General features: G+C 42.8%; 14 protein-coding genes and 1 pseudogene. 7 read left to right on the plus strand and 8 right to left on the minus strand.

Going from position 1 to position 19,925, the window contains the following annotated elements; all coding sequences use genetic code 11:
* Positions 1-240: 240 nt before the first annotated feature.
* From L6494_RS16575 to L6494_RS16585, 3 genes are all read right to left on the minus strand, one after another.
* Positions 241-2,946 (minus strand): glycoside hydrolase family 10 protein, encoded by a 2,706-nt coding sequence (locus tag L6494_RS16575; protein WP_237988809.1) that lies wholly within the window; start codon positions 2,944-2,946, stop codon positions 241-243.
* A gap of 92 nt (positions 2,947-3,038) precedes the next feature.
* Positions 3,039-4,379: a TIGR03279 family radical SAM protein gene (locus L6494_RS16580; protein WP_237988810.1), complete on the minus strand. Its 1,341-nt coding sequence runs from the start codon at positions 4,377-4,379 to the stop codon at positions 3,039-3,041.
* A gap of 68 nt (positions 4,380-4,447) precedes the next feature.
* Positions 4,448-5,410: an undecaprenyl-diphosphate phosphatase gene (locus tag L6494_RS16585; RefSeq protein WP_237988811.1), complete on the minus strand. Its 963-nt coding sequence runs from the start codon at positions 5,408-5,410 to the stop codon at positions 4,448-4,450.
* Between the two features lie 439 nt (positions 5,411-5,849).
* On the opposite strand from L6494_RS16585, the gene L6494_RS16590 reads away from it, so the two are divergent.
* The 3 genes from L6494_RS16590 to nadB all read left to right on the plus strand — a co-directional run bounded on the left by L6494_RS16590 (position 5,850) and on the right by nadB (position 9,249).
* Positions 5,850-6,629: a DUF3120 domain-containing protein gene (locus tag L6494_RS16590; RefSeq protein ID WP_237988812.1), complete on the plus strand. Its 780-nt coding sequence runs from the start codon at positions 5,850-5,852 to the stop codon at positions 6,627-6,629.
* 299 nt (positions 6,630-6,928) lie between these two features.
* Complete coding sequence (gene psbU, locus L6494_RS16595; RefSeq protein WP_237988813.1) at positions 6,929-7,357, plus strand: photosystem II complex extrinsic protein PsbU; 429 nt, start codon at positions 6,929-6,931, stop codon at positions 7,355-7,357.
* Positions 7,358-7,575: 218 nt separating this feature from the next.
* Positions 7,576-9,249 carry an L-aspartate oxidase gene (gene nadB / locus L6494_RS16600; RefSeq protein ID WP_237996063.1) on the plus strand — a complete coding sequence of 558 codons (1,674 nt, stop codon included), beginning with the start codon at positions 7,576-7,578 and terminating at the stop codon, positions 9,247-9,249.
* Between the two features lie 195 nt (positions 9,250-9,444).
* On the opposite strand, the gene L6494_RS16605 is transcribed toward nadB, so the two are convergent.
* The 4 genes from L6494_RS16605 to btpA all read right to left on the minus strand — a co-directional run bounded on the left by L6494_RS16605 (position 9,445) and on the right by btpA (position 14,658).
* On the minus strand, positions 9,445-9,681 hold the full coding sequence (locus L6494_RS16605; RefSeq protein WP_237988814.1) for a hypothetical protein: 237 nt from the start codon (positions 9,679-9,681) through the stop codon (positions 9,445-9,447).
* 612 nt (positions 9,682-10,293) lie between these two features.
* Positions 10,294-12,588 (minus strand): CHASE2 domain-containing protein, encoded by a 2,295-nt coding sequence (locus tag L6494_RS16610; protein WP_237988815.1) that lies wholly within the window; start codon positions 12,586-12,588, stop codon positions 10,294-10,296.
* Between the two features lie 139 nt (positions 12,589-12,727).
* Positions 12,728-13,723, minus strand: a complete 996-nt coding sequence (locus L6494_RS16615; protein ID WP_237988816.1) for a vitamin K epoxide reductase family protein — start codon at positions 13,721-13,723, stop codon at positions 12,728-12,730.
* Between the two features lie 80 nt (positions 13,724-13,803).
* Positions 13,804-14,658, minus strand: a complete 855-nt coding sequence (btpA, locus tag L6494_RS16620; protein WP_237996064.1) for a photosystem I biogenesis protein BtpA — start codon at positions 14,656-14,658, stop codon at positions 13,804-13,806.
* A 63-nt stretch (positions 14,659-14,721) separates the two neighbouring features.
* On the opposite strand from btpA, the gene L6494_RS16625 reads away from it, so the two are divergent.
* The 4 genes and pseudogenes from L6494_RS16625 to L6494_RS16640 all read left to right on the plus strand — a co-directional run.
* Entirely contained in the window at positions 14,722-14,985 is a 264-nt protein-coding gene (locus L6494_RS16625; RefSeq protein ID WP_237988817.1) for a hypothetical protein, read from the plus strand.
* 521 nt (positions 14,986-15,506) lie between these two features.
* Complete coding sequence (rimO, locus tag L6494_RS16630) at positions 15,507-16,832, plus strand: 30S ribosomal protein S12 methylthiotransferase RimO (RefSeq protein WP_237988818.1); 1,326 nt, start codon at positions 15,507-15,509, stop codon at positions 16,830-16,832.
* Positions 16,833-16,983: 151 nt separating this feature from the next.
* Positions 16,984-18,522, plus strand: a complete 1,539-nt coding sequence (locus tag L6494_RS16635; protein ID WP_237988819.1) for a DEAD/DEAH box helicase — start codon at positions 16,984-16,986, stop codon at positions 18,520-18,522.
* Between the two features lie 114 nt (positions 18,523-18,636).
* Positions 18,637-18,865, plus strand: a pseudogene (locus tag L6494_RS16640) (Uma2 family endonuclease); the annotation flags it as partial.
* 431 nt (positions 18,866-19,296) lie between these two features.
* Here L6494_RS16640 and L6494_RS16645 read toward each other — a convergent pair.
* Positions 19,297-19,923: a (2Fe-2S) ferredoxin domain-containing protein gene (locus tag L6494_RS16645; RefSeq protein WP_237988820.1), complete on the minus strand. Its 627-nt coding sequence runs from the start codon at positions 19,921-19,923 to the stop codon at positions 19,297-19,299.
* Between the last annotated feature and the right edge of the window lie 2 nt (positions 19,924-19,925).

Consider the following 19,925-nt stretch of genomic DNA (forward strand, 5'->3'; position numbering starts at 1 on the left):
AGATGGTTAATATAGCAAGTATCAAAAGATAGATTTCTCACGTATATGCTTTCGGTATTGTATCTATTTTGCTGCTAAATAAATAATAATATCTCTCGTATAAATACCATAATTTTAGTATGAAGAAATACAACAATCAAGACTAGCCAATTTGAAGCTGTAATTTGCTGATTTTGCATGGGGCTATGCTGCTGCTATCGCTAGCTTTTAGGATTAAAACGATATAAATCGAGAAATTGATCAAAATTTCGGACTTTGATTAGTTCTCTGCTGAGAATTTAGCTCTAACCGCTTCTCACCATACCGTAACAGCCTTTCTATAGTGGATAGACGATTTTCCCAAGCTTTGATTTGGTAACTATTACTAATATTTTGGTCGCGCATCCACACCCGAAACTGAGATTGGAAGCGTGTTAGGCTGGATTTAGCAACGAGCAATTTCCTGGGAGAAGGTGAAGTTGCTAATTGAGTTAAAGCATTTTGTAATACTTCCGCCTGGCTGTGAAACTCTGAAATTACCTTGGGCGATATTTGTAATTTTTCTTGATGTAAAACTAAACGCCATTCTCTCTGTAGTGCATTATACCTAGTTACAGCCGATTGTAAGGGGTCACGATGGGGTATAGGTTCATTAATTACAGATGCAAACTTACCTTGAGTGTTAACAAAGAGCTTGTGTAATTCATGGTTAACATTTTCGGCAGCAAAAAGAGCATAACCACCAACTGGCAAATCCCTGACCAATTGCAGTTGGTCTAATGTTCCTAGGGTAGGTAAAGAAAGCAGGCGAATTCCTGGTATTAACAAGGTAGAGCCTAACTGAGTCGAAGCGATCCAAGGTTGCGCTAGCTGTTGAAAGCGCACAGTATCTTGGGCATAAGTCATGGGAATAATTAAATCAATATCCCCTCGTCGCGCCCACACTTCCCAGTGTTGTTGCAATTTCTGGATACGTTCTGCTTCTGGTAGCGGAAAGACAGCCACCGACAAAATCAAGTTAGTTCGCTTTTGGCGCATCATCTGTGATACTTCGGTCACAAAGCTATCTACTTGCTGAGTGCGAAATGCTGTCCACTGTTGCCACAATTGAGCTTGACTTGGTGTAATAGTTACTGGGTCTACCCCTGTGAGTTTTTGAAATTCCCCTCTAGCAGCTTGACCATAACCATAAGTCCGACCGGCGGCTGGGTCTTGAAAAGGATAGCGAATATAGTCTAGTTGTAGTCCATCTACCTTGTAGCGGGTGACAATCTCCTCATACAATTTGAGTAAATACTGCCGCGCTTCGGGATTAGCTGGGTCAAGAAATGGCTTGGTCTGACCTACAGGAATAATTTTGCCCTGGTTATCGTAGTTAGCCCAACCAGGATGAGCCGCCAGCACTGGCCCGGGATAATCAGGATTGATGTTGAGCAGTTCATTATGACGCTGATTTCCCACAGCAAAAGTCCACACCCAAGCGTGTAACTCCATCCCGCGCTCATGGGCTAATTTCACCCCCACAGCCAAAGGGTCCCAATCCCGAATTAATGGGTTTTGCTGTGGTGCAACTTGGCTGGGATAAATGGGATAACCAGCATTGACAACTTCAAAAAAAATAGTATTGATACCAGATTGTGCTAGGCGGTCAAAAACTTTACTTAGTCCTTGTTCGCCACCTGCACGGACAATTGTCCCTCGGTCTAACCACACAGCCCGAATTTCGGCTGGTGCTAATCTCCGATCAACGGGAAACTGTTTCCACAAGTTATTTCTAGCTACTAGCCATTGTTGACGAGCCAGGGCGTAATTTTTATTGGCAATCAACCGAGGTAAGTTGTTAACTATGACCCTAGCTTGTGCTAAAACTTGCTCTTGATTAGGTATGGGCGTAACCAATCTAGTAGTAGCCAATTGTCTATCTTCTCCCTTGACAGACTGGGATACGTCAGACTTCGGAGCATTGGCTAAAGCTGCTAAATGTGCGCTTTCAACTCGACCAATGAGATTTTCTAGCTGTTGTTGCATGGCGGCTGCTTCGCCAGCATTAATAGGTTCATGAGAATTAGGGACAACATCCCAACGGACTGTTTGTTCTAGTTGGTCTATAGCCTCATCCTGTTTCCTTGTAGAGACAGGATTTATCGCGTCTGTTGGGGACGTGGGAGAAGTAGAGGGAGTCTTAGCGATTGGTGCAGGGCAATTTGGGGCAGATTCTGTGATTTTTTGATTACCATTGGCTGGTGTGGAGATATGACGATTGAGCGCAACTTGTAACCAAGCCGTATCTAATTCAGCAGAGGAAGCTGCATCTGTTCCCCACCGCCAACCCAACAAAGTAGAACGTTCTGTACTCACCACCGCAGCCGCGTTATCTTGGGAATTCCAAACAGCCACAGCTTTGCTAGCACCATCATTAGGAACTAAAACACCGCCATGCACCTGACCAAAAAGTCCCTTTTGGTTTACCCAGGCTGGAAGTTGAGTTTTTGGTGGTTTAAGTTGCTGTTTATTATTGAGGCTAAATCCCCAATAGCTTCCCAAGAGGTTTTTCAACAACTGACGCACTCCGGGGGCTGAGAGACTACCTACCGCACCGCTAGCAATCAAATTACCGCCTTTGTTTGTCCATCTTTCTAGAGCGATCGCTTGCTCTGCTGTTAGTGTTTCAATATTGGGTAAGAATAACACCTGGCGATCGCCCCAATCTGCTGCACTCTTCACGTTCTCTAGGGGAAGTACACAATAGGGTACGCCAATAGTTTGTAAGCGTTTGGTAATTCCTATCCAATGCTGTGTATTTTCTGGGCTTTGTACCACACTCAAAACAGGTGCTGGTGTAGCGGCCTTGACTGACACAATATTTAAACAGTTAACAATAATAAATTGAGCTGTAAAAATGAAGAATCTGTGATTTTTTAATAACAATTTGGGATTCTTTTTATTGTCTAACACCTGACTCTTCACTACACGCCCTCATTTATTAATTAACTTTTCTTTATTATTTATGAGGCAAAATCACCATATTTTACCTCCGAAAAACGACTGAGATTTACTAATTAAATTTTCACGGTATCACTAATACAAGTATTGATCAGTTCTTCTACCCCTGCTACTGGCAAAATTTTTGTATTTAATTGCTGCGCTACTTCTGCCACACTCATGTCATCTAAAAATACTAATTCTCCATGTTTAAGCATGACATTAGGCAGCAAAATTCCCTCACCTAAATCTTGCCCTTTTAAGTTTATAAGTAAGTCATGGCCTGTAATTAAGCCTGTAACACTAATAGCTTGTCCCCAATAATTACTATTTAATGCCTGCATATTCACTTCCAAACCTGCAACATTATTTAATCGTTGCACAATTGGTTGGAAAGCTTTTTCCACAGCATTACCAACAACCCAAGTTAATTTTCTGGTAGATGGAATTTCGTCTGGCAATAATTCTGCCGCCGCCGTTTCAAATTGCTTAATAAATAAGCGAATTGAACCCACCCCGTTATCAATTTGCGGATACTCTTCATATTCAGATTCACTGGGTAATTCTGCACCACCGATCAAAAACCATTCATCAGCTAACCAAGCAATATTAGAACCAGACTTTTGCCGAAATTCTCGTGTCAGTAATTGCACTTGAGCAATCACTTCTTGAGCTTTTTCTGGGGTTACAGGTACTAGTTCATCTTGTTCAGGACGGAATCTTGTCAAACCTACTGGTACGACTGCCACCGATGCTACAGTAGGAACTTCATCAGTATAAAATGACGCTAAATCTCTTAGGGTTTGTTCCAGGTGTTGACCATCATTTATCCCCGGACAGACGACGACTTGAGCATGAATTTGCAACCGTCTTTTTTGAAACCAGCGCAACTGTTCTAAAATTTGTCCCCCACGCTGATTTTTTAGCAGTCTAATTCTGATGTCCGGTTCTGTCGCATGAACGGAAACATACAAGGGAGACAACCGCATCTGCTCAATTCGTTGCCATTCCCTTTCCGGTAAATTGGTAAGAGTTAGATAAGAGCCATATAAAAAGCTCAAACGATAATCATCGTCTTTGAAATACAAGCTAGAACGTTTACCTGGGGGTTGTTGATCGATAAAGCAAAACGGACAACGGTTATTGCACTGAATCAGACCATCAAACAACGCAGTCTCAAACTCTAACCCCAGGTCTTCGTCGTAGTCCTTTTCAATTTCAACATAATGAGTTTTGCCAGAAGCATCTAAAACTTCTAATTCTAAAAATTCGTCTGAGCAGAGAAATTTATAATCAATTAAATCACGGGGCTGTGTGCCATTGATAGCTGCGATCGCATCACCGACTTCAAAGCCAATTTCAGCTGCGATCGAGTCTGGTAATACCTTAGTAATTTTGGCAGGACGAATAGTAGTCATGAGTCCAACGTCAACGGTCAACAGTCAACGGTCAACAGTCAACTTAATGACTCATGACCAATGATCTATTAACTATTGTTCAACAGTCTGGCACTGATTGCACTTAAAATTACTACACCAAATACCAATCGATACCAAATAAACACCCAAGTGCTTTGAGTTTTGAGGAAACGCAGTAACCCTGCGATCGCAATATAAGAAAAAATCGCCGCCGAAATTACTCCCGCTACTAGGGGAATAATTGCCCCATCTCCTAAACTTGTATCTAATACATCTTTTAATGAAACTAACCCCGCTAAGGTAATGGCGGGAATCCCTAACAAAAATGAAAACCTCGCGGCTGTTTCCCGTTGTAAACCCATAAATAACCCTGAAGTGAGGGTAGAACCGGAACGCGATACCCCAGGAACTAAAGCCAAGGCTTGAGCTAAACCCATTAGTAGCCCATCTTGCATTGTCAAGTGTTCAAAATCTCGCTGACGCTGACCGAGTTTTTCTGCCAAGCCTAGTAAAATTGACATGAAAATTGAGGCAATGGCGATCGCTCCTAGGCTTCTAATGGGTGAATTATCAAAGTCGGGAATAAATCTTTTAATTAACAGTCCAAAAAAGACTATTGGTAAAGTTCCTAACAGAATACCCAATAACAAGCGGAAGTCATAATCATTGTAATCTTTCAAGGCGATCGCTCTGGTAGCTCCCTTCATAATTCTGGTCAAATCTCCCCAGAAATACGACAACACGGCGGCTATACTACCTAGCTGAATAATGGCAGTAAACGCCACCCCCGGATCACCCCAGCCCAACGCTACGGGTACGACTTTTAAATGGGCTGTGCTGCTAATAGGCAAAAACTCAGTCATTCCCTGCACAAAGCCTAAAACAATCGCCTGCCAAATATTCATCGCTTTTACCCCAACTGTACTGACACTATCTGGGGTACTGAGAACTTTGATTGGAAATGCTGCTACCGATAAAACAGCAGAGACTGCACCAAGCAGCACAAACCACCGACGTTTCAATAAAGTCATAAGTCTACCTGCGATCGCTATGATTACCAATAATTAAACAAACATATCTCTCAAGAACTTGCCAGGAAAATTACCCAACAAAGCATCTCATGTTCTAGTTGGCTGTGCAAGGGACTGGGGACAAATCAATTCAAAATTCAAAATTCAAAATTAAATAACTGGGGATTGGGGACTGGGGACTGGGAAGCAATTTTGCACCTGTCACCTGTCACCTGTCACCTGTCACCTATCACCTGTCACCTATCACCTGTCACCTATCACCTGTCACCTGTCACCTGTCACCTATCACCTGTCACCTATCACCTGTCACCTGTCACCTGTCGCCTGTCACCTATCACCTATCCCACGCAAAACCGTAGTAAAATAAAAATGCCCCAGGGGGGGATTTTGGCGTATGGTATTTTGGTTAATATAAAGTTTAGTAACAATTATTAAAATTTTGATTAATAATACTTTTTCCTCTTACACTACTTCGACCACAGCGATAAATACAGAATTAAGCCCAAAAGAGACAGAACCAAGGGAGATTGAGGAATTAGAATCAACGCTACAAGCTTCGGCCTCTTTCCCCCTGGTTGTACCTAGGCGGCAAACTTGGTTAATATTTGCCGCCGCCGTGTTTTTAGTCTCAGTGCCAGTATTTATTGAAGCACCACTGGTGCGATCGCTGCCGGTTGTTAGTTTAGCTATGACCGGATTTTGGGTATGGCTGAGTTTTAAATTAATGTCACGCCCTGCTACTTATCTTTGGGGCGATTTGCTCTTAGGCTTTAGCTGGAGTTGGTTAGCAGGGGGAATTTACTGGGGTTGGTTGCGTTTTGAGCCTCTATGGCATCTACCAGTAGAATCAATAGGTCTACCCTTTGCCTGTTGGTGTTTAGCTCGTAATTGGGGCAAAGTTGGTAACTGGTTTTATTTAGGTTCTTTACTCGGTACAGTCTTAACAGATATTTACTTTTATTTAGTAGACTTAATACCCTATTGGCGGCAAATCATGCAGGTAGAACCCAGCAAGGTGTCACCGATTTTACAGGCTGCCGTTACACAAGTACAAACTCCTTGGGGTGTATCCTGGGCAATTATTTTAGCTATCGTCTTGCTAGTTGCAGGTGTCATCCCTTTAAGCCAAAAGCAGCGACACTTGTATGCTTTTGGTGGTGCAGTTTTAAGTACAATTTTGGTAGATAGTCTATTTCTTTTAGCAGCTTTGTCCGCCTAAGAATAGGAAAATCGTTAACTATCCTTAAATAAACAGTATTTTCCCCTGTCTCTCTTCTCTTCCTGCTCCAGTATCTAGCCTAATTTATATTGCCAACCAAGTAGCAGCAAAGATTGTGGCCATTAATAAGCTGTATATTAGTTTCTGATGGCTGCTGTGTGTAGATTAAGCCATCAGTTTTTAGTCAACAGTTAATAATCGAGAGTCAATAGTCACAACTATGGATGATGGACTAGATATTGTTGGCAGCTGTGAGCTTAACGCTGTTATTTCAGTTTGATGGAAAGAGGTAAAAAATCGTGAAAGGATTGGCGCGTTTATTAACAGTATTTAGTTTGTTGCTTGGTTGTTGGGGATGGTTGGGAACAACTCAGATTGCCCAAGCTGCCAATTTACAAAGTTTCGTTATGCCTCAAGTCCCAGTTTTAGCCGTAGAACGGACGAATAAAGCAGACAACAAACTAGGAACAGAGTTCGGTAAAAAAGTTGATTTGAATAATACCAACGTCAGAGCTTTTCAACAATATCCAGGTTTATACCCCACTCTGGCGAAAAAAATCATCAAGAATGCTCCTTACTCTAAAGTAGAGGATATCTTGGATTTGCCTGGATTGAGCGATCGCCAAAAGCAATTGCTGCAAGCTAATTTTGATAACTTCACTGTGACAGAACTAGAATCTGTCTTCAATGAAGGCGATGATCGCTTTAACAACGGTATCTACAGATAACTTTTTGTGTAGTTACTGTCAAGAAGACTCACCCACTCTCTATCCCAGGGGGTGGGAGTCTTATTATGTGATCAGGGAATAAGTTACTAATTCGTAATTCGTAATGGACTAACGTCCCGCTCCGCTAACGTAATTCGTAATTAAGATTGGGTATTCCGTCCCCAGTCCCCAGTCCCCAATCCCCAGTCCCCAATCCCCAGTCCCCCAATTCCCCAACCTTGGAAATAGACATCCCTAGCCAATTTGACGTTTTAGTAGTCGGTGCTGGTGCAGCTGGACTTTATACAGCTTTGTGTCTGCCAGAATCTTTGCGTGTCGGCTTGATTACTAAAGAAACAGTTTCTCTCTCAGCCAGTGATTGGGCGCAAGGTGGTATAGCCGCCGCGATCGCGCCTGATGATTCTCCTGCCCTTCATATTGAAGATACACTCCAAGCAGGCGCAGGTTTATGTGATGTGGAAGCTGTAGAGTTCCTCGCCCAACACGCCCCTAGTTGTATTCAATCTTTGGTAAACTTGGGGGTAGCTTTTGACCGTCACGGGCAAGCCCAAGCTTTAGCATTAACTTTAGAAGCAGCCCACTCTCGTCACCGGGTTCTTCATGCTGCTGACACCACCGGTAGAGAAGTGACAACTACTCTCACCGCCCAAGTATTGCGTCGTCCAAATATTCAAGTAATTCAGCAAGCTTTAGCTTTGAGTCTGTGGCTAGAACCTGAAAGTGGTAAGTGTCAGGGAATTAGTCTGTTTTATCAAGGTGAAATTCGCCCCATCAAAGCTAGGGCTGTGGTACTAGCTACAGGTGGCGGCGGCCAGGTATTTGCCCAAACTACTAACCCAGCCGTCAGTACCGGCGATGGAGTGGCGATCGCTTGGCGGGTGGGAGCAATTCTCCGCGATTTGGAATTTGTCCAATTTCACCCCACGGCTTTAACTAAACCCGGACGTTTCCTGATTAGTGAAGCTGTCCGTGGGGAAGGCGCACACCTAATTGATGATGAAGGACGGCGGTTTGCTTTTGACTATCACCCCTCTGGTGAACTTGCACCCAGAGATATAGTCAGTCGAGCCATTTTCAGCCATCTGCAACGTACCGCCGTTGATCTGGCTACGGCTAATGTGTGGTTAGATATGCGCCCTATCCCCCCTGACAAAATTCGCCAGCGTTTTCCCAACATTCTCAAAGTTTGTCAGCATTGGGGGATTGATGTCTTTCATCAACCCATCCCCGTCGCCCCAGCCGCCCATTATTGGATGGGTGGAATTGCCACTGATTTAATGAATCGTACCAATATACCGGGATTATACGCAGTGGGAGAAACTGCCAGTACAGGGGTACACGGGGCTAACCGCCTAGCGAGTAATTCCCTGCTGGAATGTATTGTTTTTGGCGCACAGTTGGCACAAATCCAACTTCCTGATTGGGAAGATTCACAATTACCAGCATTACCAGCACGGGAATTTAATACTGATCTTCAGGAATGGCAAAACCAACAAACACAGCTAGCCACCATCAGGGAAAAATTGCCCCGTCTAGTTTGGCAAAGTGCCGGCATTTGTCGGGAAGAGTCAAGTTTATTAAGTGCGATCGCTACGGTAGAATCTTGGCGGCAAGATTTCGCGGCTTTACCTTTGAGTCAATTCTTGCTGGCGTTACATCCCAACGAACCCGTGAAATTCCATTTTCCCGACGTTGATCAACAAGTTCGATTATGGTCAGAAACTGGCAATTTACTAGATGTAGCTTATCTCATCCTCAAAAGTGCTGCCTTTAGAACTGAAAGCCGGGGTGGACATTATCGCTTAGACTACCCCCACCCCAATCCTGATTGGCAAATTCACACTTTAGTACATAAGTACCTATGGAGTAAATCGCCCATCGTCAAATCTTAAATCTTTCTTAAGTAAATTCTACTAAGTGCTTTCATTGACTATACTCTTTTAAAAAGAGCAAGTAGAAATACTGAATGTTCTCTAAACCTAACATACCCTAGCTTTTGTGTTGGAACAAGATAATTTTGTCGCAAGAACCACCTTGTGACTAATCTTTATTTGTTTGTACATTCCAAATTTGTCCAAAAAAAAGATTTAACGAGTACCACTCCCATATTCGCTGTCTGGCCCTCCATAATTTGGCGGGACGTAAGTGTTAACTAAATCTTTTGGCTCATCTTCACGAGCTGTTGTAGCCTTACTAGCAGGATGATTAGAAGCAAGATTTGGTAAATGATGGAGAGTAGCTGTAGCGTCAGCAACCTTTGGTATTACCAAAAAAGCACTGAGACAGAACATCACAGCACTGATGATTTGCAATTTTGTCGTCATAGGTTTTTGTAAACGGAAGATATTGTGAATTTATTGAGGCTGTTTTGTTAAATACAGGAAACTGAATTACTTTTCCAAAAAGACAATTTTGGTAAATTTATTGCGTTTCCACTGAAAAATAACTACTTAACTGACAAGTATCTAGTAATAAAGGTCATCCGAAATACGGATTTTAGTCTTCAAACAAGCTTGACAATTAAGAAATACAACTTAAGGCAAGTGCTTAACATCACTCTAAAGTTAGAAGTAATTCTCTGCCTAAAGTTATATATGTTCATTAAGTACCACAAAAGAATTATCTACGCCATATTTATTTAATAAAATCTTAAGATTTTCATGTGTAAATACTCACATAAATCAGTATTTATCCTGTAAAATCACTTAGAAAAATTTGCACTACTGATAGTATATTTCTATAAAAATTAGGCAACTCTGGGTAGTAGAGTAGCTCTTTTGTAAATTTTTCATGAATTTTTATTCATAAAAGTTACTGAAACTTCAAAAATGAATTTCCCCACTCCCCACTCACCACTCACTACTCACCACTCCCCACTTACTACTCACTACTCCTCACTCAGCACTCAGCACTCAGCACTCCTCACTCAGCACTCCCTAAGAAAATTCATAGCAATTTTTCCCCAGGTTCTTAGCACGATACATAGCAGCATCTGCTTGTTTCAGCAATGTATCCGCATCTTGTCCGGTTATGGGGTAAATACTGATGCCGATACTAGCGGAAACTTTAGTAGTATATCCAGCTAAAACGATTGGTTCAGTGATACTAACTAAAATTTTATCAGCGACTTTAGCCGCTACTTGCTGATTAGGTATCGCGCGTAAAAGCACTGTAAACTCATCGCCACCCAAGCGAGAAACAGTATCACTAGCACGTAGAGAATTGCTTAATCGCTGACCAATAATTACTAACAGGCGATCGCCCATTTCATGACCTAGGGTATCGTTAACTTGCTTAAAACCATCCAGGTCAATAAACAGTATCCCCAGTAATAAATGATTATTGTGCGCCCAGTCGATAGATTCTTGCAGTTGTTCAGCGAAAAATTTACGATTAGGTAGCCCGGTCAGAGAGTCATGATAGGCTAAATAACGCAAACGGTCTTCTTTGAGTTTAAGTTCACTATTAGAGCGATACAACTCAGCCGCAGTCCGGCGGAGTTCATCTTCCATCAACTTGCGCTGTGTAATATCTCGAATCACCCCTACTAAAAAGAAGTTTCCAGCTGCATCTTTATGGAGCGATCGCTTAGTAGCAATTAGGTGAGTCTTCCCATAAGCATCAGTAAATTCTTCTTCATTTTCCTGGGGTAGCTGTGTCAATAAAACTAACTCATCTTGCTCACGGAAGACATCAGCTTCATGTTTCGGGAAAAAATCAACATCAGACTGATCAATCAGCACAGTATCAGGATGACCAATAAATTCACAATAAGCTTGATTTAACACAATCCACTGACGTTGCTCATTTTTCACGAAAATGGGGTCAGCGATCGTATTGATGACTTGCTGTAAAAACTCTCTAGAGCGTTTCAACTCTTCCTGCATATAAGCCAAATGATAAGTTATCCAGATGACTGAACCACTAAATGTCATTAGTGGCGGAATCAGTGGTATCCACCAACCGGACAAGAAAGCTAGATATGCACCTATGATCAGCACCAAAAAAGAAAGTATCACACTGACAGCACTTTTCATGTAAGTGAAATACAAAACTACACTACCCGCATTCTTGCTAATAGGAAGATTGCGAATAAGCTTACTCCACTGATCTGCAAATTTCTGGAAAAATCTAGGTAGAGGCCGCCGGATTCGCCATTTAGTTGCAGTTCCGATATAAGACCAAGCAAAAATCCACAAATATTCCCAAAAGTCTGGCCAGACTTTTAATAATGGTCTTCCATCTAAAGCTGCTGAGATTAATTGATCAACAAAATAGGCTTGCAATACAATCCCAGGTATAGGCTTTGCTCCTGTCATCAGCCCATTAGAATAGGGAATAAATACAACTTCCTGAAGACTAGAAGCAGTAGAGCCAATTAAAACAATCCGATCCTTAATCAAGCTAATTGGCACTCGATTATCTAACACATCTGCCATACTAACTTGGCGATAACCACAGTTTTTTTCCGGCGTATTATCACAACCAGGTTTGGGAAAATTTGATAAAATTTGATAGCCTTTGGCATCCGCTCTCACATAAGCACCATCATTCTCTTGAAAGCGGTGAAATACTTTCTTCCCTAACTGTAAATACTTCGGGTTACTAGCTGCACCCTGGGGAACAATACCCTCTGATTTTAAATACAACAATGCTAGTTTTAAAGCAAAGCTTTCGTGTAAATTATCGCCAATATGCCAATACAACAAACTCCGACGTACTTTGCCATCAGGGTCATACAGTATATTGTTAAAGCCTACCTGTTGACGATTTAATTCTGGTGGAGGTAAAACAGTCTGTTTACCGTTAGGTGATAGCAGTTCAATACCAATTAAATTTGGCATTGATTTATATGCTTCAACTAAAGCTGCATGACCATCTTTTATCGGCACATCCCGATAGATATCTAAACCAATAGCACGGGGTTGATGAGCTTGTAGTTTTTGCAATAATTCAGCAATCACACCATCTGCAATGGGGAATCCTTCGCGTAAAGAAGCTTCATCAATGGTGACTATCGTAATTCGATGATTGGGAGGCTCATATGGACGTAACTGAAAAAATTGATCTAATACCGCTAACTCTAAGGATTGTAATAATCCCAAATAGCGTAAACATAAGACTAAAATGACAACGCCAGAGGTAATAATTAATTCTTTATTGACTCTACTAAGCGATGCTTTCAGCCCCAAAATTAATTTTACGAGACGCTTCCTGAGTTTCTGACTCATTCCCCTTACCCACTGAACAATTCAAAATTCAAAATTCAATACATTAAAACCTATAATTTACGATAATTCAGAACCCCGATTTCTTTGAGAAATCGGGGTTCTTGGCTCTCACGAGGAATTTAGGATAAAGATGGCGATATTATCTAAAGTATTTGAAGTTACTCAGACCTGTATAACCTGTCACCTTGGCTAGTTCTGAGAGGTCTTGGACTCCACTGTAAGGTTTACCGTTGATAATCCAAGTGGGGAAGCCTGTGATCTGTGCAGCTTTACACAATTCAGGTTTACTATTAGGGCTATCAGGAGCGCATTCTACCTTGACCTGATTCTCTTTGAGGATATCGTAAGCTTCTTTGCCAAACAACTGTTTTTGGTCATGACAGTGAGGACACCAATAAGCTACATACTCTTTAGCACCTACCTGAACTAAGTGGCGTGCTAAAGCAATTTCTGCCTCACCAGAAGTAGTAGTGATTTCCCAACCGAATTTAGGGTCAGGCTTGCTCTGGGGAACAAAGGGGGCAAGTCTTCCAGGCGGTACACTAACTTGAGCATTGGGGGTCTGAGGATTGGTATTGATATCTTGATAAACAATCAAAGTAGCAATTATTGTCACCATCCCGACAATTAGCGCAGTCAATAAGATTTGTCCGATGTCCTCCCAGGTGCGACCAATAATAGTCACTACCAAAAGACTAAGGGAGAACAACGCCGAGGTAATGCAATAAGGACAAACAGCTTTTAGTTGAAAGGCTAGTACATACATTAAGTAGCCACTAAAAACAGACATGGCGATCGCGCCTACCAACAGTAACCACCAAGTCAAGTTTTCTAGTTGTTTGGGGCCTTTGTTTTCGGTTGTTTTTAAAACCACAGGTGCTAAAGCCAAAACCAGCATACCGATGTAGGCGAAAAGCCCAAATAAGGCGAGTGGTTGTCCGAAAACTGTTCCCCAAGGGCTAGCAAGTACATCAGTACAACCCTTACCAACAGCATCTACTGGACAAGTAACAGTACGTCCGGTTAACTTTTCGATAGTTAAATAGCCAGTATTCAAAGCACCAAGTCCAGCGATCGCGGCAATTATTATCCGTGACCACTTATGAATCCAGGGAGTAGAACGGCGGCGAATCATAAACTGTGAATGGGGGATTGGGGATTGGGGATTGGGGATTGGGAATTGGGGACAATTATCTACTCCCTACTTCCTAATTTTTAAGAATGTAACTTTACTTGTTTTGCTGATTTGCTGTCACTGTCACTTTTGGAGTTCCAACTCCGACGAGCAGCTTCCACAAATTGACTGACGCGAATGGGGTCAATTGGTTGCTCAATCCGACCTTGGCGTTTTAATGAACTAGAAACAATTACACCATTAGCGGCCTGCAACAGTGTAGCAACATTTTCCCAATTTGCCCCACTGCCAATAAATACCGGCGTATCATTAGCTGCACTACAGGCCAGTTCTAAATCTTCTTGGTTGGGGGGACTACCCGTAGCCCAACCCGATAAAATCACTGCATCTGCCAAACCACGCTCAATGGTGTCTTTGACAGCAACAGTGAGATTGGGGGAACTCAGGGGACGGGCGTGTTTTACTAAAACATCCGCCAGAATTTTGACATCAGTACCTAACTCTCGACGATAGCGGAGTAATTGATGGGCTTCCCCTTCAATTAATCCTTGGTCGGTAGCCATTACCCCTGTCAAAACATTCACACGGATAAATTGCGCCCCTACACAACTAGCGATCGCCATTCCACTATGACCATCGTTTCGCAAAACATTGATCCCTACAGGCAACATCACCAAATTCTGGATACGCTGCACTACTATAGTCATGGCACTCACAACGGCTGGATCGACATGATTTTTAGTGAACGGTGCATCGAAAAAATTTTCTACAATAATACCGTCAACTCCGCCACTGGCCAGAGCCGTTGCTTCTTGTTCGGCGCGGTCAATCACTGCTTTGAGGCTACCTCCCCAACGAGGTGAAGTCGGGAGGGGTAGCAAGTGTACTACGCCAATAATTGGTGTTCGAGTTTTAAATAGCTTTACTAAGTCCACGTCTTTTACTATTGTGAGGGCATCAGGTATTGGGAATGGGGCATAGGACATGGGGCATAGGACATGGGGCATTTAGTTGCTCTTCTCTGCTCCTCTGCTTCCTTGTCTCCCTTCCAAATCTTTTTGAATTTTGCGAAAAGTTCTGTAGGCGGGTTTCCCGCCGTAGGAACGCCACTTGCTACAAGCCGGGAAACCCGTCCAACGCAGTGGCTCAACTTTTCAAGAAGAATTTTGAATTTTGAATTGATTCGTCCCCAATCCCTTCTTATCATTAAAGTCTGTTTTATTTTGCTTGTTTTACTGCTTCCACCTGAAGATAGAATTTAGCGTAAAACTTACCATAAGATATGTTAAGATAAAACCTGGCTATAAGAGGAGTTTGCCACTCACAACACGCAAGGCAGCTTCCCTTGGTTAGGCACTTTGCCAGCGCATCGTCGTGGGCATAGCCTGGACATTAGGGTAGCATTATTGCTTCATTGGGCGTAGTCGCGAATGCGATTTCCCTGAGGGTAGCGACTTCTCATAAACAGCCCTTTGGGCGGCTTCCCGATGGGTAAATTAACAACGCACACGCTGCGGTAGTGTAAAATACCAACAGGCGATTTGTTAAAAAAGATTACAAGTGTCAAATGTACCCAAAGACACTTAATTTTTACCTGGGAAACAGACTAATAAAAACATCATAACATGACCTGAAGATAACTAAGGTCATAGGTTTGAGGCGGTTACTGACAGTGGAAACACCCCACCGGAGCAATGTAACTGCTAGGGTGCGAACCACAAAGAGCAAAATTACTGCTGTTTGTGTTTGACAACAAGCAAAAACCGGAAAATTTTTTCAAAATATGGGTGAAAAGCCAACAATAGCAATTTCTCACTTGGGCTGTGAGAAAAATCGAATTGATACAGAACATATGTTAGGGCTGCTGGTAGAAGCAGGATATGGTGTAGATGGAAATGAAGAGTTAGCAGATTACGTTATAGTCAATACTTGTAGTTTTATTGAAGCAGCTAGGGAAGAATCTGTTAAAACATTAGTAGAACTCGCAGAAGCAAACAAAAAAATAGTAATTACAGGCTGTATGGCGCAGCACTTCCAAGGACAATTGTTGGAGGAATTGCCTGAAGCCGTGGCTGTAGTTGGCACTGGAGATTATCATCAAATCGTCAATGTCATTGAAAGGGTAGAGCAAGGGGAGCGAGTTAAACAGGTTAGTGCCGAACCAACCTATATTGCGGACGAAACAACACCGCGCTACCGCACCACTACCGAAGGAGTTGCTTACCTGCGAGTCGCAGAAGGGTGTGATTACCGTTGTGCATTTTGTATTATTCCCCATTTGCGTGGTAATCAGCGATCGCGTACCATAGAATCTATAGTTGCTGAAGCCCAGCAACTAGCCTCTCAAGGGGTGCAAGAGATCATTCTCATTTCCCAAATCACCACTAACTACGGGTTAGATATTTACGGTAAGCCCAAATTAGCTGAATTGCTGCGGGCTTTGGGGAAAGTGGATGTACCGTGGATTAGGATGCACTACGCCTATCCCACTGGGCTAACCCCAGATGTCATAGCGGCAATTCAAGAGACACCTAACGTCTTACCTTACTTGGATTTGCCCCTGCAACATTCTCATCCAGAGATTTTGCGGGCTATGAACCGTCCCTGGCAAGGGCGAGTGAATGATGAGATTATCGCTCGCTTGAAAACAGCCGTACCAGGTGCAGTGTTGCGGACAACATTAATAGTAGGCTTCCCTGGAGAGACAGAAGCGCATTTTGAGCATCTACTTGAGTTCGTGCAACGGCATGAATTTGACCATGTGGGAGTCTTTACCTTTTCAGCAGAAGAAGGAACAGCCGCATACACACTACCAAATCAATTGCCACAAGCTGTCATGGATGAACGCCGCGATCGCATTATGGCCATCCAGCAACCCATATCTTGGCAAAAAAATCAGCAGGAAATCGGCAAAATCGTTGAAGTCCTGATTGAGCAAGAAAACCCTGGAAGTGGGAAATTAATTGGCCGTTCTGGCAGATTTTCCCCAGAAGTTGATGGTCAGGTCTACGTTGGTGGCGAGGCCAAGTTAGGAACTATCGTACCCGTCCAGATTCACGGCGCGGATGAGTACGATCTGTTTGGTCAAGTGGTGACAGGTGACAGGTGACAGGTTACAGGTTACAGGTTACAGGTTACAGGTGACAGGAGGGAAAAAGGTTAAAAGATTTATTCTTTACCCAGTCCCCAGTCCCCAGTCCCCTAGCAATAGATTTCAATTTACAAATTTCAAAGTAAAAAAACACAATCGAGGAGATTTGATGAATCTTTCTTTTCAAGAACTAGGCATTTCACAAGAACGCGTTGAACACTTAGAAAAACTTGGTTTTACCGAACCTACCAACATTCAAGCGCAAGCTATTCCCCAACTGTTGTCGGGTAGAGATGTAGTAGGTCAATCACAAACGGGTACAGGCAAAACAGCTGCCTTTTCCCTACCAATGCTAGAGCGGATCGATGTTCAGCAAAGAGGTGTGCAAGCCGTAGTTTTAACACCCACCCGCGAGTTAGCTATTCAAGTTCATGATGCCATGAGCCAATTTGTTGGTCATACTGGCTTACGGGTATTAGCAATTTACGGTGGTCAATCAATTGATCGCCAAATTATGCAACTCAAGCGTGGTGTGCATATAGTCGTCGGTACTCCCGGACGAGTAATTGACTTACTAGAACGGGGTAATCTGAAACTTGATCAAGTCAAGTGGTTTGTATTAGATGAAGCCGATGAAATGTTGAGCATGGGCTTTATTGATGATGTTGAGAGAATTCTTTCTCAAGCACCCCAAGATCGTCAAACTGCTCTATTTTCAGCTACCATGCCACCATCAATTCGGATGTTGGTAAACAAGTTTTTGCGATCGCCTGTGACAGTCACAGTTGAGCAACCAAAAGCCACCCCCAACAAAATCAATCAGGTAGCTTATCTCATTCCTCGCCACTGGACAAAAGCCAAAGCATTACAGCCAATTCTGGAAATGGAAGACCCAGAAACCGCTTTAATCTTTGTCCGTACCAGACGCACCGCCGCCGAACTCACCAGTCTACTGCAAGCTGCTGGTCACAGTGTCGATGAATATCACGGCGACTTATCCCAACAAGCACGGGAACGCTTACTAAATCGCTTCCGTAATCGTCAGGTACGCTGGGTAGTAGCTACCGACATTGCTGCACGGGGTTTAGATGTCGATCAACTGTCCCATGTGATCAACTTCGACCTTCCCGATAGCGTTGAAACCTACGTTCACCGCATTGGCCGGACAGGTCGCGCTGGCAAAGAAGGTACAGCAATCACCTTAGTACAACCCTTCGAGCGTCGCAAACAGCAAGTCTTTGAACGCCATGTGCGGCAAAATTGGCAATTGCTTTCCATTCCCACACGGGCACAAATCGAAGCACGCCACATCATGAAATTGCAAGGTCAAGTCAGAGAAGCTTTGGCTGGTGAACGTTTAGCTTCATTCTTGCCAATTATCAGCGAACTGATTGAACAATACGACGCACAGGCGATCGCAGCTGCGGCACTACAAATTGCTTACGATCAAACTCGTCCCGCGTGGTTAAGTTCGGATGTTGAAATTCCTGAAGAAACCACATCATCCCCCAAACCCAAACTCAGCAAGCGGCGTGAATTTCCTGGTGACAGAAACCGTTCTAACTGGAACAGATCCGATAATAACAACGGTGACGAAGACAGACGTGGAAGTTCCAAGCCAAAACTACGCTCAGGTCGTCGTGAGCCTTCGGTTTCCTCTGGTAATCAAAAGTTAGGCTCATCCGCAACTAGAGAATCAGCTTCATAGAGTGCTGAGTATTATTTTGTCTACTCGGAACTCATGACTTATGACTCCTTGTGTTGACTAATTGTTTTGATCAGCTTGTAGGAACATAGATAGTGATGCAATATTTCTAGTCTGATGTTCACAATCTCATTCCTTAGAGCAGCTACAAGCTGAACATCCAGAATGGCAGATGGAACTAGTGGACGGTAATATCCTGGTTATATAACCATCGGATTATGCTCCAGAAAAAATAGGTGCTGAGTTAATTCGATTACTTAGCAACTGGGTACGTCCGCATAAACTTGGACGAGTAACTAGTTCGAGTGCTGGTTTTATTCTGCCTAACCTGGAAACAAAAAACGGTATTAACAATTCAAAATTAAAAATCTTGTCCAACCCGCAGAACTGCGTTCCATCCGTGAAAAGTTTGGTGGTGGTGGTTCATGGGTGCGGTAGAGTTTGGCTAGCCTATTGTAGTCATAGTCACGACATACAAGGCTACATATTCCCAACGAAAAAATTTTAGCATTCCAGCATAAGGTATTAGCTGATTAATACAGATACGGCAAATCAGGATCAAGAGATCGCTTCAGCAATATCTTGTAATTAAAATGCTGTAGCCTCATGGGTATTTTTTAGGACTAAAGTCTTTAGTACAAATAGCAAGTGAGGAATTTGCAAAATATCTTCATGTAGATATATGAACGCTAAAACTATAGTTTTTGCAAACTCCTCGCAAATTTTACAGCCGAGTATTAAGGGAACACACTAAATCCCTCTTAAAAGAATTTATCATTAAATTGCTGATACTTTAGCAAAAGCTTCATTTAAATTTTGTTGAAATATTGCTGGTTGCTGTTCTTCTCGATGACGACGAGCAAAGTGCTTATCCATTAATAACGGGACTTGATCAGCTTGAATGCGGCTGTAGCGAGTTTTATCTGGCATGACTATGTTCGGCCCACCTTTGCAGTTTTTCATACAGCCAGTCGCTTTAATAGTAACTTGGTCTTCTAATCCGCGATCGCTCAATGCCGCCTCTAGTGCTTGACAAAGGGTTTTACCACCACGTTTCATGCAATCAGACTTTTGACACATTAAAATTGTGGCTTTTGTCTTAGGGGGTTGTGTCTGAGTTGGTGCAGAGGTGTTAGCTGTAGCAGCCATCACACGTTCAGCTTTGAGACTCACTTTACCAGCTTTGCGATCGCACTTTTTTTCCCCAACTACTTGTAACCACGTTCCTGGCAGCAAACGCAAGTCAAAATTATACCTTAAATCTTTAGCGAGTTTAATATAATATTCACCGTCATAAGTACCTAGCAACAAGCCTTTGAGCTTGTATCCGTCCTTAATTACAAATTCAATAAATCTACCTTCAAGACAAAATTGTGATACTTCTTTGCTTTGGCATACACCCATAT

Source organism: Nostoc sp. UHCC 0870 (assembly GCF_022063185.1).
Classification (GTDB): domain Bacteria; phylum Cyanobacteriota; class Cyanobacteriia; order Cyanobacteriales; family Nostocaceae; genus Trichormus.

Bases quoted from the DNA above. Each gene is read 5' to 3' on its own strand.
- L6494_RS16580 (WP_237988810.1), bottom strand. From the start codon at position 4,379: ATGACTACTATTCGTCCTGCCAAAATTACTAAGGTATTACCAGACTCG.
- L6494_RS16585 (WP_237988811.1), bottom strand. From the start codon at position 5,410: ATGACTTTATTGAAACGTCGGTGGTTTGTGCTGCTTGGTGCAGTCTCT.
- L6494_RS16605 (WP_237988814.1), bottom strand. From the start codon at position 9,681: ATGACGACAAAATTGCAAATCATCAGTGCTGTGATGTTCTGTCTCAGT.
- L6494_RS16610 (WP_237988815.1), bottom strand. From the start codon at position 12,588: ATGAGTCAGAAACTCAGGAAGCGTCTCGTAAAATTAATTTTGGGGCTG.
- L6494_RS16615 (WP_237988816.1), bottom strand. From the start codon at position 13,723: ATGATTCGCCGCCGTTCTACTCCCTGGATTCATAAGTGGTCACGGATA.
- L6494_RS16625 (WP_237988817.1), top strand. From the start codon at position 14,722: ATGGGGCATTTAGTTGCTCTTCTCTGCTCCTCTGCTTCCTTGTCTCCC.
- rimO (WP_237988818.1), top strand. From the start codon at position 15,507: ATGGGTGAAAAGCCAACAATAGCAATTTCTCACTTGGGCTGTGAGAAA.
- L6494_RS16635 (WP_237988819.1), top strand. From the start codon at position 16,984: ATGAATCTTTCTTTTCAAGAACTAGGCATTTCACAAGAACGCGTTGAA.
- L6494_RS16645 (WP_237988820.1), bottom strand. From the start codon at position 19,923: ATGGGTGTATGCCAAAGCAAAGAAGTATCACAATTTTGTCTTGAAGGT.